This is a genomic window from Kineococcus endophyticus (assembly GCF_040796495.1).
GTDB lineage: Bacteria > Actinomycetota > Actinomycetes > Actinomycetales > Kineococcaceae > Kineococcus > Kineococcus endophyticus.
Genome location: NZ_JBFNQN010000006.1, coordinates 174,747 through 189,677, shown reverse-complemented (window position 1 = coordinate 189,677; position 14,931 = coordinate 174,747). Strand labels below are relative to the sequence as shown.

Here is a 14,931-nt window from a genome sequence, read left to right as displayed (position 1 = left end):
CCCATCCGTCCCATCCACACGGCGGATGGGACGGTCGGGTCAGTGCGGGTCCGGGCTCGTGAGGTACGAGGTCACCATCGACGCGAGCCGCTCGACCATGACGCCGAGGTCCGTGGGGTCGGCCCCCTCGGCGGTGCTGCCGAGGCCCAACCGGCGGGCCAGGACGCTGTAGACGACGGTGTGGCACCACTCCACGGCCGCCTGCGGGTCGTCGCGGCGGATCTGGTCCCGGTAGCGCAACAGGCCGCCGCAGAACGCTTCGATGGCGCGGTCCGAGGACCGCTTGCCGGCCCGGGCGACCTCGGCGTCGTGCACGGCGCGCAGCATGAAGGGCCGCAGCACCCCCGCCTCGGCGCGCAGGAGCTCGGCGAGGGCGCTCACGAGGGCGCGCACGCCGTCCTCGACCGAGGAGTGGCCCTCCAGGGCCGCTGCCAGGACGGCCTCGGTGTCGGCATCGATGCGTTCGAGTTCGCGGACGTGGACGAGGCGCAGCAGCGCGTCCTTGCCCTTGACCCGCCCGTAGATGCTGCCGGTGGAGACCCCCGAGCGCTCGCTCACCTCGGCCAGGGTGAACGAGTCGTCCCCCTTCTCCCGCAACAGGTTCAGCGCCGCGTCCTGGACGCGCGCGAAGGACTCGCGGCTGCGGGCCTGCAGGGGTTCGCGGATCGCCGGGCCCTCCTGCACGGCGAGCGCGGGGGCGTGGGCCGGGTCGGGTCGGTCGGACACGGTTCCCGAACCTAGCCCAGCGGGCGGTGGTTGACGGGGCGGACGGGCCCACCTACTGTTCAGAACACGGATTCTGATTCGAGTCCGTTCGGTCCTGGCACCGCCGCCTCCACCGGAAGGTCCCGCAGATGCCCGAGCTCGCGACAGCGACCCCCCTGACCCCCGTCCCGGCCGGGGACGCCCGCGCGTTCCGCTCGGTCCTCGGCCACGTGCCGACCGGCGTCACCCTCGTCACGGCCGGCGGTCCTGCCGACGACCGCCCCTCGGCGGCGATGGTCGTCGGCACGTTCGGGTCGGTCTCCCTCGACCCGCCGCTCGTCTGCTTCCTGCCCGACCGGGCCTCGACGACCTGGCCGCTGGTCCGCGCCGCGGGGGCGTTCACCGCGAGCGTCCTGGCCGGGCACCAGGTCGACGTCTGCCGGGCGTTCGCCCGCAAGGAGGACGACCGGTTCGAGCGCTTCGGCTGGGACCGGACGCCCGGCGGTGGTCACGTCGTGCACGGCGCCGCAGCGTGGGTCGAGTGCGTCGTCGAGGACGTCCTCGAGACCGGCGACCACGACCTCGTCCTCGGCCGCGTCGTCGCCCTGGGGGCCGACCCGGACGTGCCCCACTCCCTCGTCTTCTCCCGTGGCGCCTACGGCGTCCCCACCCTCGTCTGAGACCGGAGCCCACCGTGCACTTCTCCCTCTTCCTCACCACCCGCTCGACGGCTCCGTCCGAGGACCGCGCCGTCATGGACGCCCTCGTCGAGCACGTCGACCGCGGCGCCGAGCTGGGTTTCGACGCCGTCTTCCAGCCCGACCACCACTTCACCGGCTACGCCCCGCAGGCCAGCGACCCGTTCATGTTCGCGGCCTACCTCGCGGCCCGGCACCCCGAGCTCTGGTACGGGTTCTCGGTCCAGACCGTCCCGCTGCACCACCCCGTGCGGTTCGCCGAGCGGCTGGCCCTGCTCGACCAGCTCACCGACGGCAAGCTGCTCGTGGGCGTGGGATCGGGCACCACGCCGGAGGAGTCCATCGGGTTCGGCGTCAACTTCCAGGACACCTCGCGGCTGTCCCAGGAGAACCTGGAGGTCGTCGGCCGGTTGTTCGCGAAGCAGCCGGACGACGAACCCGTGCAGTTCTCGAACTCGCACTACTCCGGCGCCGTCGTCAGCCGCATCAGCCCGACGCCCTACGGTGGCCGGACACCCACGATGATGCCGGTCGCCGCCCGCCCCTCCAGCACCGAACGCGCTGCAGCCCTGGGCCAGCCGGCGTTCATCCTCAACTTCCTCCCGCCGCACGACATGGTGCCGGAGGACCCGTTCACCGTGTTCGCGGCGTCCTACCAGCGCTACCGCACCGCGCTCGAGGCCGCAGGCCACGCGCAGCCCGTCCTCGACCACGCGCTGGAGTGGACGACGCACAGCTACCAGTACGTCCACCTCGCCGAGACCGACGAGCAGGCCGAGGCCGAGCTCGACGTCCTGCTCGGGCAGTACCAGCGCACCGTCGAGCGCGAGTTCGTCGCGAACAAGAAGGCCGAGGCCATCAGCGGCGTCGACCTGAGGGAACCCACCGACGGCACCACCCCGGAGTGGAAGCGCGTGTGGTGCCTGCACGGCTCCCCCGAGACTGTGACCGCCAAGCTGAAGCAGTACGCCGACCTCGGCGTCGGGAACCTCCTCGGGGGCTTCATGGGCGGTCCCCTGACCCCCGAACGCCGTCGCGCGACGGACCAGTCGATGCGCCTGTTCGCCGAGCGCGTCATGCCGAACTTCCGGACGATGGCGTGACCGAGCTCCAGGAGGCCACCGGATCCGCGGTCGGGGACCTGCCCCTCGACGAGCTGCCCCTCGACGAGCTGCCGCTCGACGAACTGGCCGCCGCGACGGCCGGGGTGAACGGCTGGACGGCCCACGGGCTGCCGGTGGCCGGGGTCGCGGAACTCACGCTCCTCGACGGGCCCCTCGGGCTCGTCAGCCGCACGATGGACGAACGCGACACCGCGACCCTGCTGCCCTCGGGCACGTCCCTCGCGGCGAGCTGGGACCCCGACCTCGTCCGGCGCGTCGCCGGCCTGCTCGGAGAGGACGCGCGCCGCGACGGCGTCGACGTCGTGCTGGGCCCCAACCTCAACCTGCCGCGCACCCCGTTCTCGGGCCGGGCCTTCGAGATGTTCTCCGAGGACCCGCACCTGACCTCCGTCCTGGGGGCGGCCTGGATCCGGGGCCTGCAGGAGCACGGGGTCGCCGCGTGCGCCAAGCACTTCGTCGCCAACGACACCGAGACGCGCCGCCAGGCGATGGACGTCGCGGTCGACGAGCGGGAACTGCGCGAGGTGTACCTGGCCCCGTTCGAAGCCGCCGTCGAGGCCGGCGTCTGGACGGTCCTCACCGCTTACAACCGCGTCCGCGGCGAGCACTGCTGCGAGAACTCCGCCCTGCTGCGCGTCCTGCGCGAGGAGTGGGGTTTCGACGGGGTGACGATGTCCGACTGGTTCGCCACGCGCGACACGGTCGCCTCCGCGCTCGCCGGTCTCGACCTCGAGATGCCGGGCGCGCCGCGGTGCTTCGGGCCGGCGTTGGCCGACGCCGTCCGCGCCGGCGCCGTCCCGGCGGACCGGGTGCGCGACGCCGCCGACCGCGTCGTCCGGCTCGGCCGCCGGGTGGCCCGGACCGGCACCGTCGCCCCGGGCGACGCGGCGGAGCGGGTGGAACTGCTGCGCACCGCGGCCGCCGCCGGCACCGTCCTGCTGCACGACGACGGTGGGATCCTCCCGCTGCGGACGGTCGCCGGCCGCACGCTGGCGGTCCTGGGCCCGAACGCCGTCGTCCCCTGCCTGCAGGGCGGCACGTTCGCCAAGGTGACCCCCGCGGTCCGGCCCACCACACCCGCCGAGGCACTCGTCGCGGCGTTCCCCGACGCCGAGGTCCTCGTCGCCCCCGGCAGCGCCCCGACAGGGTTGCAGCCCTTCGCCGAGGTCGTGCTGGAGGGTTTCGCCCCCGGTGCCGCGGAACCCGGCGCGACGCAGGTGCGACCCACCTCGACGTTCGTGTGGTTCGGCGAGATCCCCGGCATCGGCGGGCCTGGCGTCGGCGGTCGGGTGCGGTTGACCACCCGCTTCACGGCGTCCCAGGACGGCCGGCACGAACTGCTCGTCGGCGGCACGGGCGACGCGGTGCTCACCGTCGACGGGGAACCCGTCGCGTCCTGGCCCGCACCCGACCCCGCGGACGTCATGGGGGTCGTCGCACGCGCCGACACCGTGGCCGCGGACGTCGACCTCGTCGCCGGGCGGACGGTCACGGTCGTCGCCGAGTTCGACCTCGTTCCCGGCCGCGTGCAGTCGGTGACGCTCGGGCACCGGCCCCCCGCTCCTCCCGGCCTGCTCGACGAGGCCGTCGCCCTCGCCGGCCGGGCCGACGACGTGGGGCTCGTCCTCGGCGACGACCGCAACGCCTCGCGGGAGAGCGCGGACCGCACGACCACCCACCTGCCCGCGGGCCAGCTCGAGCTGCTGCGCGCGGTGGCGGCCGTCAACCCCCGCACCGTCGTCGTCCTCGACGCGGGCCACCAGGTCGACACGTCCTGGGCCGACACGGTCGGCGCCGTCCTCGTCCCCTGGTACGCCGGGGAGGAGTTCGCGACCGCGCTGGCAGAGGTCCTGCGCGGAGACCGCGAACCCGGTGGCCGCCTGCCGCTGACGTTCGCCCGCTCCGACGAGGACTACCCCGGCGCCGGGGTCGGGCTGGACGAGGACCTCGTCCTGGACTACCGCCGCGTCGAACCCGCCGGCCACGCGCACTTCGCCACCACCGGTCGCACGCCGGCGTACCCGTTCGGGCACGGCCTGGGCTACACGACCTGGCGCCTGGGCCGGGCCTCGACGAGCCGGGTCGGCGGCGAGGTGGTCGTGCACGTCCCGGTGAGGAACACCGGTCACCGGACGGGGTCGGACGTCGTGCAGGTCTACGGCCGAGCCCCCGGGGAACCCGTCGGTCGCCTCGTCGGGTCCGCCCGCGTGCAGGCCCCGGGCGGCTCGGTCACCACGGCCGTGGTCCGGCTGGGCCGCACCGCCTTCCGCCGCTGGGACACCGGCGCGGGCGCCTGGTCGGTCCCGTCCGGCCCGCACGTGCTGACCGTCGCCCGGTCGGCGGCGGACCCCGACGCGCAGGAACTGGAGGTAACCCCGTGAACGGTCGGTACCCCGCCGCCGTCGACGTCGCGGTCGTGGGCAGCGGCCCCGCGGGCGCCGCGTGGGCGCGCACGCTGCACGACCTGCGCCCGGACCTGCGCATCGCGGTGTTCGAGGTCGGGCCGGTCCTGTCCGATCCGCCCGGGGACCACGTCAAGAACATCGCCGACCCCGAGGCCAGGCGACGCGCCCAGCGCGCGTCGGAGGGCCCTGAGGCCGACCTCGGCGCCGCCGACCCGGCGGCCACGGTGGACGGACGGCGCGGCCGGGCCGGCACCTTCCTCGTGGGCGAGGGGTTCGCCGCCGGCGGTACCGGCCTGCCCGTGGGGGCCATGTCGAGCAACGTCGGCGGGATGGGCGCGCACTGGACCTGCGCCTGCCCGCGTCCGGGCGGCAGCGAACGGATCGGCTTCGTCGACGACCTCGACGCGCTGCTCGACGAGGGTGAACGCCTCCTCGGGGTCAGCGCGCAGGCCCTGGCGAACGCCCCCCTGGCCGGCGACGTCCGCCGCGTCCTGGGCTCCGCCCTCGACGGCGACCGACCGGCCGACCGACGCGTGCAGCCGATGCCGCTCGCGGTTCGGCGCGACTCCAACGGGGGTCTGCACTGGTCGGGCCCGTCCGTCGTGTTCGGCGACGTGCTGCGCACCGGGGTCGCGCTCCTGCCCGAGACGCTCGTCACCCGCGTCCGGCGCTCGCCGTCGGGTGCGGTGCAGGGGGTCAGCGTGCGCGACCTGCGGGACGACACGGTCGCCGACGTCGGCGCCCGGGTGGTCGTCGCCGCCGCCGACGCACTCCGCACTCCGCAACTGCTGTTCGCCTCGGGGATCCGCCCCACGGCCCTCGGCCGGTACCTCAACGACCAGCCGCAGGTCCTCCTCGCGGTCCGGCTGGCCGACGACCTGCTCGCGGGGGTCCCCGTCCCCGCGGCGGACGACCCGACCGTCGTCAGCAGGGGCAGCGGCGTGAGCTGGGTCCCCTTCGACGACGACCGTCACCCGTTCCACGGCCAGGTCATGCAGATGGACGCCTCCCCCGTGCCGCGCCCGGACCTGCCCGCCGACCGGCCCGGCGCCTACGTCGGGCTCGGGTGGTTCACCGCCAAGGACGTCCGGCCGCAGGACCGGGTGGAGTTCTCCGAGACCGCGGTCGACGGCTACGGGATGCCCGCACCGAGCGTGCACCACACGCTCACCGCGCTGGACGAGCAGCGGATCGCCGCGGCCGAGGAGGCCATCACGACCGCGGGCCGGGCGCTCGGAACCGTCATCGACGAACGGCCGATCCGCCTGCCCGCGGGCAGTTCCCTGCACTACCAGGGCACCACGCGGATGGGCCGGGAGGACGACGGCACGAGCGTGTGCGACGTCCACGGCGAGGTCTGGGACGTCCCGGGCCTGTTCGTCGCCGGGAACGGTGTCATCCCCACCGAGACCGCCTGCAACCCCACCCTCACCGCCGTGGCCCTGGCCGTCGGCGGAGCCCGCCACGTCGCGAAGACGCTCGCGACGTCCACCCCCGATGGGAAGGACACCCCGTGACGTACCGCTGGGCCTACATGGACCACTGGCGCGTGGACACCCCACGCGGTCCGCAGACGCAGTACGCCAACCGGCGGCTCATGGACGACTTCGTGAAGCAGATCTCGGCCGTCGGCTTCGAGGGCCTGGACATGTTCGACTTCCAGGTCTTCGGCCTGAGCGGGATGTTCGGGTCCATCGCGAAGTACCAGGAGTACCTGCAGGACCACGGCATCGCGAAGATCGTCAACCTGTTCCGGGGCATCATGTACGACCCCCGCGTCGCCGACGCGCACGTGCGGGAGACGCACGACGAGATCGTCGAGAGCACCCGCCGGATGCTCGGGATGTGGTCGGACCTGCAGATCGAGAACCTCATCGTCATGCCGGCGAGCCTGTGGACCACCACCGCGCCCGTCACCGACGACAAGATCAAGGCCGCCGCGGAGTGCTGGACGCGCGTCGGGGAGATGTCCCTCACCGAGTTCGGGGTGAGGACCACGGGACACCACGAGTTCTTCTGCGCCATCCGGACGTTCGACGACATCGTCCGGTTCTACGACCTCACCGACCCGCGGTACGTCAGCTTCTTCTGCGACACCGCGCAGCACTGCATCGCGGGGGTCGACCCCGTCGAGCTGTACGAACGGCTGCACGACCGTGTCAGCGGGTTCCACTTCAAGGACACCGTGCAGCAGGACACGACCAGCGCCTACCAGCACCGTCCCGACGCCGAACTCATGGCACCGCAGACCGACCGCTGGTTCCACGAGATGGGCGTCGAGGGCGGTCTGGTCGACTTCCAGCGCCTCGTGCGGGCGATGGACGCCCACGGCTACGACGGCTGGGTCACCGTCGAGCACGACAAGGCGAACATCGGCGGCGACTACGCCGAGAGCACGGCCCTGTCCATGTGGTACGCGCAGCAGGTCCTGGGGAAGGTGGCGTCGTGAGCATCCGCCGTGCCTACGCGGTGAACCAGTGGAAGCCGAACTTCGACGACTTCTGCCGTCCCGACGCGCACCTGCGCGCCTTCAAGACGGTGCGGGCCGCCGGGTTCCGCGCCGTCGAACTGCGCGGGGGCACGGGCCGCTGGGACCCCCTCGGGCGCCCCGCGTCCATCGAGGCCACCTACGGTTCCCTGTCCACCTTCGCCAAGGTGCTCGCCGACGTCGGCCTGGACGGCGTCAGCAGCTGGTCCGTCGACCCCGGGGAACCCGTCGACGAGGAGCTCTCGCACGGGCGGTCCGTCCTCGACCGCGGGCAGCACGCCGCGATCGTGGAGTGGGCCAGGCCCTTCGCCGCCGCCCTCGCCGAACTCGGCGGTTCCCGGCTCGTCGTGCGCGCCCTGCCCCCCGCCTGGCAGGTCGGAACGGTGGACGACGACGCCGTCGACACGGCCGCGGCCTGCTTCGACGCGCTCGGCGCCGCGACCGCCGAGCACGGGGTCCGCACCACCCTGCACGCCGACGTGCTGTCCGCCGCGGCCGACGCCGACGTCCTGGCGCGGCTGCTGGCCGCCACGGACCCGGCGCTCGTCGGGCTCACGGTGGACACCGGGGAGCTGACCCTGGCCGGCCTCGACGCCGCGGACGTCGTGCGCCGCCACGTCGACCGCGTCGACCACCTGCAGCTCAAGGACACCCGGTTCGTCGACACCGCCGGGGAACGGCTGCGCCCGCACGCCGAGCACGCCTTCCTCACCGCCGGCGGGGACCGCGAGGTCGAGCGCTGGTTCCACGAGGTCGGCACCCGGGACGGGCTCGTCGACGCCCCCGCTGTGCTGGACGTGCTGCGCGGGAACGGCTACGACGGCTGGGTCGTCTTCGAGAGCGAGCAGACCCCCAACCCGGCCTCGACCGTCATGCTCAACGGCTGGTACGCGAAGCACCGCCTAGGGCTCTGAGCAGACCTGGCTCCACCCCACCGACCGGCCCCGGACGACGACGTCCGGGGCCGGTTCCACGACGGGTGGTGTGCGGAACACGAAACACAGAGATGTTCTCGGCGTAACCACCTCGAAACAGTTCGCGCATCAACTAGTCCTGTGAACCGGACCCACGACGCGCACCGCCACCTCGGGCGGCTGCCGGCGTACCCCTTCTACGGCGGTCCCCCCGTCAACCCCGACACGACGGCCCGCGAGCAGATCTCCGACCTCCTCGCCGACCTCGACCGCGAGGGCACCGAACGCGCCCTCCTGCTGCCGAACTACGGCGTTCCCGTCGCCGCGGCGTCCTTCGCCCTCAACGACCTCGTGCTGGAGACGACGACGAAGGACGACCGCTTCGTCTGCGGGTTGTGGACCTCCCCGCGCGTCGAGGACGCCGCCCTCACGGACGCGGCCCTCGCCCTGGCCGGCGAACCCGGCGTCGTCGCGCTCAAGACGAGCTTCCTGCTCGGCGGCGGGGTCGACGACCCGTCGTCCCAGCCGCAGATCGAGAAGATCTTCGGCACCGCTCGGGAGTTCGGGCTCGTCGTCCACGTCCACACCTCCCCCGGCGCCGCCTCCGACATCGACGAGGTGGGCGAGCTCGTCGAGCGGTACGGCGACGACGTCCGCATCCACCTCGTGCACCTCGGCGGAGGGATGAGCGCGCACATCAAGCTCATCGGCGGTCGGTTCTTCGACTGGATCGAGGCCGGCAAGCGGGTCTACACCGACACCAGCTGGGCCATCGGTTTCGCGCCCCGCTGGCTCGCAGCCGAGATCGAACGCCGCGGAGTCGGCGGGGACCGCGTCCTCTTCGCCTCCGACGAACCGTGGGGCGACCACGCCGGAGAACTCGCCCGGATGCGGGCGGCCTCCGGCGACGGGGACCTCACCCGGATGTTCCTGCAGGACAACTTCACCGCCCTCTACGGCTGACCCTCGAGGAGAAACCATGACCACGACGACCACGACCACCACCGGCACCGACACCGACACCGCGTTGGAGGAGCAGATCAAGGCGAACATCGCGAAGTCCCTCACCGAGATCCCCCACCCCAGCAAGCCCAAGGGGGAGAACCTCTACGGTTCGACCAAGGTGTTCCCCGACTACCAGGCCGAGGGCGGGGAGACCTACTTCACGCTCGTCCACGGCATCGCCCACGAGTCCTCGGTGAGCTTCGTCGCCGTCCTGCAGGCCACCCGCGCCCTGCGCAAGGGTTTCGAGTCCGCCATCTACTTCTACGGACCCGGGGCGATGAACTGCATCGCCACCCGCGGTTTCCCCACGGTCGGCGACTCGGGCTTCCCCGGCGAGCAGAACATCAACGGGGCCCTGGAGACCTTCATCAAGGAGGGCGGGACGGTCTACTGCTGCCGGTTCGGCCTGGCCCTGCACGGCAACCGCGAGGAGGACCTCATCGAGGGCGTCGTCCCGTGCCACCCGCTCGACGTGCAGGACGCGGTCATCCACTACGCCCGCAAGGGCGCCATCATCAACTCGACCTACATGGTGTGAGGACGCCGTGACCTGCGAAGCGCGTCCCGCGGGGGCGGTGGCGACCCGGGTCGACGTCGCGATCCGCGGGGTGCGGCTGGCCGCTCCGGTGCAGCGCCGGGGCGGGGCCGGACCCACCGACGACGGGCACGTCGTCCTCGACGGCCTCGCCACGGCCGTCCCGTTGCGACAGGACAGCCCCTACCTGGTGCGGGACGGCCGGCTGCTGCTGGAGCAGACCGGGGCGGTCACCGACCTCGGGGTCGACGTCGAGGCGGTGCGACGGCCCCGGTTCTACGACCTCAGCACCGCGGACGGAACCCCTTACGAGAAGGTCGCGCGGTTGCACGGCCGGGACGTCCTGGCCACCACGGTGGTCCAGACCTGCTCGCGGTACTCGCCGGAGGACCGCTGCCGGTTCTGCGCGATCGAGGAGTCCTTGAACTCCGGCGCCACGATCGCGGTCAAGACGCCGGCCGTCCTCGCCGAGGTCACGCGGGCAGCGGTCGACCTCGACGGGATCCGGCACGTCGTGCTCACGACGGGGACGTCGACGGCCCCCGACCGCGGAGCCCGCCACCTGGCCCGCTGCGTGCGGGCCATCCGGGACGCCGTTCCCGGGCTGCCGGTGCAGGTCCAGTGCGAACCCCCGGCCGACCTCGCCACCCTCACCGAACTCCAGGAGGCCGGGGCGAGTTCGGTCGGCCTCCACGTCGAGTCCCTCGACGACGCCGTCCGCCGGCGCTGGATGCCGGGGAAGTCGACGGTCCCGCTGGCCGACTACTGGGCCGCCTGGACCGAGGCCGTCCGCGTGTTCGGGCGCAACCAGGTCTCGACGTACCTCCTCGTCGGTCTCGGCGAGGACCCCGACGACCTCGTCGAGGGGGCCCGCCGCCTCGCCGAGCTGGGCGTGTACCCGTTCGTCGTGCCGTTCCGCCCGCTGGCGGGAACCCTCGCGGTGGACGTCGACCACGCCACGGCCCCGGACCCCGCCGTCCTCGAGGACGTCTCCCGACGCGTCGCGGAGGCGTTGCGCGAGGCCGGGATGCGCGGCGCGGACCAGATGGCGGGGTGCGCCGCGTGCGGGGCGTGCTCGGTCCTGCAGAACCTCGGGGCCTGACCGTGGACGCGGACCTGACCGTCCCGCACAGCCTGCTCGCGCCGCTGGACGTGCCCGTCCTGGCCGGGGTGCCCCGTCCCCGCTCGGCGTTCCACGTCGAGGTCGCCGACACCGCCGCCGAACAGGCCTACCGCGAGCTCCGTCGGGACGTCTTCGTCGCCGAGCAGGGGTTGTTCACCGGCGACGACAGGGACGCGGCGGACGACGACCCCCGCCGTCGGGTCCTCGTCGCCCGGACCGCGGACGGTTCCGTCGTCGGCGGGGTGCGCCTGGCCCCGTGCCACGAACCCGACGTCGGCTGGTGGCGGGGCAGCAGGCTCGCCGTCACCCCCGGGGCGCGGACCCTGGGCGGCGTCGGATCGGCGCTGGTGCGAGCCGCCTGCGCCCACGCCGAGGACCTCGGGGCGCTGCGGTTCGACGCCACGGTCCAGCGGCGCAGCGCGGTCCTGTTCCGCCGTCTCGGCTGGGAGCACGTGCGCGACGTGGTGGTGCAGGGCACGCCGCACGCCCTCGTGCGCTACCCGGTGGACCGCGTGGAACGGCTGGCCCGGGCCACGAAGTCCGCACTCGCCGGCGTCCTCGACGGCCTCGTGAGCACCCCCGCGGGGTTCCTCGGGGACGACGGGTCGCCCGTGCCGGGCACGGACGTCGTCGCCGCCTGCGACGCGGTCCTGCCCTCCCTCGTCGACCGCGACCCGCGGTGGGCCGGGTGGTGCGCGGTGCTCGTCAACCTCAACGACCTCGCCGCCATGGGAGCGGCCCCCGTCGGGTTGCTCGACGCCGTCGGCGCGCCGACGACCGAGCACGTCCGGGCGGTGGTCGAAGGGCTCAGGGAGGCCTCCCGGGCCTGGGGCGTCCCCGTCCTCGGCGGGCACACCCAGTTCGGGGTGCCGGCGGCCCTGTCGGTGACCGCCCTGGGCCGCACGGCCGACCCCGTCCCCGCGGGCGGCGGGCGGGCCGGGCACGCGCTCTCGCTGACCGTCGACCTCCAGGGGGGTTGGCGGCCCGGGTACACCGGCACCCAGTGGGACTCCACGTCCTGGCGGCGTGCGGAGGACCTGCGGGTCATGGGGTCCGTCGTGACCCGGACCCGCCCGGCGGCGGCCAAGGACGTCAGCATGGCCGGCCTGCTCGGCACCGTCGGGATGCTCGCCGAGGCCAGCGGGGTCGGCGCGGAGGTCGACGTCACCGCCGTCCCCCGGCCGGCGGGCACCACCGTCGGCGACTGGTTCACCTGCTTCCCGGGGTTCGGCATGGTGACCGCCGACGCCCCGGACCGGCCCCCCGCACCCGCGGGGCCCGCCACCACGACCACGATCGGCCGGTTGCACGCAGGAACCCGCGGGGTGTCGCTGCGCTGGCCCGACGGAGACGTGACCACGGCCCTTCCGGGCCCCGTCACGGGGATGGGAACCGCATGACCACCACCAGACTCGCCGCGGTCGCGGAGAACTTCGGCCGCGACCTCGAGCACGCCTACGCGACCATCGAACGCGTGCTGCGGCAGGCGGACGGAGCCGACCTCGTCGCGTTCCCCGAGGCCTGCCTCGGCGGGTACCTGTCGTCCCTGGGGTCGGCGCAGGACCGCGGCACCGCCGCCTCGCGCCGCGACCGCTCCGGACCACCGCCGCTGCGGCTCGACGGTCCTGAACTGCGCCGGGTGCAGCAGCTCGCCGGCGACACCGTCGTCGTCCTGGGCTTCTGCGAGGACGGCGGCGCGGACCTCTACAACACCGCCGTCGCCCTCACCGGCGACGGCGTCCTCGGCCACCACCGCAAGGTCCACCAACCCCTGGGCGAGAACCTCTCGTACGCCGCCGGGTCGACGTTCGACGCCTTCGACACCCCGGTCGGCCGGATCGGTCTCCAGATCTGCTACGACAAGGCGTTCCCCGAGGCTGCCCGCGCGGCAGCCCTCGACGGGGCGGAGGTGGTCGTCAGCATCTCCGCGTGGCCCGGTGCGCGCACCGCCGCGTCCGGTGACCTCGCACAGGACCGCTGGAAGAAGCGGTTCGACCTCTACGACCAGGCCCGGGCCCTGGAGAACCAGGTCGTCTGGGTGGCCGCGAACCAGGCCGGGACGTTCGGCTCGCTGCGCTACGTCGGCAGCGCCAAGGTCGTCGGCCCCGGTGGGGAGGTGCTGGCCGACACGGGGGTGGAGGCGGGCGTCGCGATCGCCGACGTGGACGTGGACGCCGAACTCGCGGCCGCCCGGCGCGCGATGTTCGCCCTGCGCGACCGTCGGCCCGACGCCTACGGCGCGGTCGTCGCCCCCAACACCCACGCGCTCCGGCAGGAGGTGCCCGCTCTTGCCTGAGATGACCTTCACCGTCCGCTGGCCCGACGACACCGTCCAGCAGTGCTACTCCCCCTCCCTCGTCGTCCACGACCACCTCAGCGCGGGTGAGAGCTACTCCGTGGAGGAGTTCACGACCCGCTGCCGCACAGCCCTCACCGAGGCGAGCGACCGCGTCCGCGCCCGCTACGGGATGGGCTGCAGCGCAGCCGTCGCGCAGCTCCAGGACCTCACCGTGCGCGCCGCCGGGTTCGCACCGACGGCCCCCGTCCACGTCCTGGACCTCACCCCGCCCCTGCCACCCACCCCCGGAGCCACCCCGTGAACGCCACCGGAACCACCCCCGAGCACCACGCGGTCGTCGTCGTGGGCGCCGGGCAGGCCGGTCTGTCCCTGAGCTGGCACCTCAGGGCCCGCGGCGTCGACCACGTCCTGCTCGAACGCGACCGCACAGCCCACGAGTGGCGGGACGGACGGTGGGACGCGTTCACGCTCGTCACCCCGAACTTCCAGTGCCGCCTGCCGGGGTGGTCCTACTCGGGCGAGTTCGGCGGGACCGACCCCGACGGTTTCATGCCCCGCGACGAGGTGCACCGGTTCGTCACGGAGTACGCCCGGTCCTTCGGTGCCCCGGTGCGCGAGGGGGTGGCGGTCACGTCGCTGCGGCAGGAGGGTGAGCACCGGTTCTCGCTCGACACGACCGCCGGACGCTTCACCGCCGACCACGTCGTCGTCGCGACGGGCGGGTACCACACGCCCGTCGTCCCCGCGGCCGCCGAGCGGCTCCCCGCGGACGTCACGCAACTGCACTCCTCCGCCTACCGCGGTCCCGACCAGCTGCCCGCCGGGGCGGTCCTCGTGGTCGGGTCGGGGCAGTCGGGGGCGCAGATCGCCGAGGACCTGCACCTGGCCGGCCGTCGGGTCCACCTGGCCGTCGGCAACGCACCGCGCTGCGCCCGTCGCTACCGCGGCCGGGACTGCATCGCCTGGCTCGAGGACATGGGCACCTACGACGTCACCGCGGCCGAGGTCCCCGGAGGGGCTGCCGCGCAGGAGAAGACGAACCACTACATGACGGGCCGCGACGGCGGGCGCGACATCGACCTGCGCGCCTTCGCCCGCGAGGGCATGGGCCTGCACGGCCGCCTCGTGGACGTCCGCGACGGCGTGGCCCGGTTCACCCCGACGCTGGGCGCGGCGCTCGACCACGCCGACGCGGTCGCCGAGTCCATCAAGGACGGCATCGACCGGTGGATCGCGGCGCGGGGGATCGATGCGCCCGCCGAGGAGCGCTACACCCCCGTGTGGCGCCCGGAGGGGGAGGCGACGGAACTCGACCTGGCAGCGGCCGGCGTCACGTCGGTCGTGTGGAGCGTCGGCTACCGCGCCGACCACCGCTGGATCGAGGTCGGCGTGTTCGACGGCCGGGGCCGCCCGCGCCAGACGCGCGGGGTCACGGGCACCCCCGGCCTGTTCTTCCTCGGTCTGCCCTGGATGCACACGTGGGGTTCGGGACGCTTCGCCGGGGTGGCGCGGGACGCGGAGTTCCTGGCCGACCGCATCACCGGTGCACCGCCCGTCGCGGAACTCCCGCTCCAGCACGACCACCACCACGACCAGGACCAGGACCACGAGCACCGGACCGTCGGCGTCGGCTGA

At 73.8% G+C, this 14,931-nt stretch carries 14 protein-coding genes; 13 read left to right on the top strand and 1 reads right to left on the bottom strand.

The window, feature by feature from the left end:
* Positions 1-39 precede the first annotated feature (39 nt).
* Positions 40-726 (bottom strand): TetR/AcrR family transcriptional regulator, encoded by a 687-nt coding sequence (locus AB1207_RS10285; RefSeq protein WP_367638066.1) that lies wholly within the window; start codon positions 724-726, stop codon positions 40-42.
* Positions 727-854: 128 nt separating this feature from the next.
* Here AB1207_RS10285 and AB1207_RS10280 point away from each other — a divergent pair, with 128 nt between their 5' ends.
* The 13 genes from AB1207_RS10280 (at position 855) to AB1207_RS10220 (ending at position 14,931) form a co-directional block, all read left to right on the top strand.
* Entirely contained in the window at positions 855-1,385 is a 531-nt protein-coding gene (locus AB1207_RS10280; RefSeq protein ID WP_367638065.1) for a flavin reductase family protein, read from the top strand.
* 14 nt (positions 1,386-1,399) lie between these two features.
* Complete coding sequence (locus AB1207_RS10275) at positions 1,400-2,506, top strand: LLM class flavin-dependent oxidoreductase (RefSeq protein ID WP_367638064.1); 1,107 nt, start codon at positions 1,400-1,402, stop codon at positions 2,504-2,506.
* The gene (locus AB1207_RS10270; RefSeq protein ID WP_367638062.1) at positions 2,503-4,908 is read left to right on the top strand and encodes a glycoside hydrolase family 3 protein; all 2,406 of its coding nucleotides are present in this window, start codon (positions 2,503-2,505) and stop codon (positions 4,906-4,908) included. Before AB1207_RS10275 ends, AB1207_RS10270 begins: the two co-directional genes overlap by 4 nt.
* Positions 4,905-6,449, top strand: a complete 1,545-nt coding sequence (locus AB1207_RS10265) for a GMC oxidoreductase (protein WP_367638060.1) — start codon at positions 4,905-4,907, stop codon at positions 6,447-6,449. Before AB1207_RS10270 ends, AB1207_RS10265 begins: the two co-directional genes overlap by 4 nt.
* On the top strand, positions 6,446-7,381 hold the full coding sequence (locus AB1207_RS10260) for a sugar phosphate isomerase/epimerase family protein (protein ID WP_367638059.1): 936 nt from the start codon (positions 6,446-6,448) through the stop codon (positions 7,379-7,381). The genes AB1207_RS10265 and AB1207_RS10260 overlap by 4 nt, the downstream gene beginning before the upstream one ends.
* Complete coding sequence (locus tag AB1207_RS10255; protein ID WP_367638058.1) at positions 7,378-8,334, top strand: sugar phosphate isomerase/epimerase family protein; 957 nt, start codon at positions 7,378-7,380, stop codon at positions 8,332-8,334. Before AB1207_RS10260 ends, AB1207_RS10255 begins: the two co-directional genes overlap by 4 nt.
* Before the next feature lie 141 nt (positions 8,335-8,475).
* On the top strand, positions 8,476-9,297 hold the full coding sequence (locus AB1207_RS10250) for an amidohydrolase family protein (RefSeq protein WP_367638057.1): 822 nt from the start codon (positions 8,476-8,478) through the stop codon (positions 9,295-9,297).
* A gap of 16 nt (positions 9,298-9,313) precedes the next feature.
* Positions 9,314-9,877, top strand: a complete 564-nt coding sequence (locus tag AB1207_RS10245) for an MSMEG_0572/Sll0783 family nitrogen starvation response protein (RefSeq protein WP_367638056.1) — start codon at positions 9,314-9,316, stop codon at positions 9,875-9,877.
* A 7-nt stretch (positions 9,878-9,884) separates the two neighbouring features.
* Positions 9,885-10,976, top strand: a complete 1,092-nt coding sequence (locus AB1207_RS10240) for an MSMEG_0568 family radical SAM protein (protein ID WP_367638054.1) — start codon at positions 9,885-9,887, stop codon at positions 10,974-10,976.
* Positions 10,973-12,397: an MSMEG_0567/sll0787 family protein gene (locus AB1207_RS10235; protein ID WP_437178911.1), complete on the top strand. Its 1,425-nt coding sequence runs from the start codon at positions 10,973-10,975 to the stop codon at positions 12,395-12,397. Before AB1207_RS10240 ends, AB1207_RS10235 begins: the two co-directional genes overlap by 4 nt.
* Positions 12,394-13,293, top strand: coding sequence for a carbon-nitrogen hydrolase family protein (locus AB1207_RS10230; protein WP_367638053.1), 900 nt, complete (start codon positions 12,394-12,396; stop codon positions 13,291-13,293). The genes AB1207_RS10235 and AB1207_RS10230 overlap by 4 nt, the downstream gene beginning before the upstream one ends.
* Positions 13,286-13,597, top strand: coding sequence for an MSMEG_0570 family nitrogen starvation response protein (locus AB1207_RS10225; protein ID WP_367638052.1), 312 nt, complete (start codon positions 13,286-13,288; stop codon positions 13,595-13,597). Before AB1207_RS10230 ends, AB1207_RS10225 begins: the two co-directional genes overlap by 8 nt.
* Positions 13,594-14,931 (top strand): MSMEG_0569 family flavin-dependent oxidoreductase, encoded by a 1,338-nt coding sequence (locus AB1207_RS10220; protein WP_367638051.1) that lies wholly within the window; start codon positions 13,594-13,596, stop codon positions 14,929-14,931. Before AB1207_RS10225 ends, AB1207_RS10220 begins: the two co-directional genes overlap by 4 nt.

Bases quoted from the DNA above. Each gene is read 5' to 3' on its own strand.
- AB1207_RS10230 (WP_367638053.1), top strand. From the start codon at position 12,394: ATGACCACCACCAGACTCGCCGCGGTCGCGGAGAACTTCGGCCGCGAC.
- AB1207_RS10280 (WP_367638065.1), top strand. From the start codon at position 855: ATGCCCGAGCTCGCGACAGCGACCCCCCTGACCCCCGTCCCGGCCGGG.
- AB1207_RS10245 (WP_367638056.1), top strand. From the start codon at position 9,314: ATGACCACGACGACCACGACCACCACCGGCACCGACACCGACACCGCG.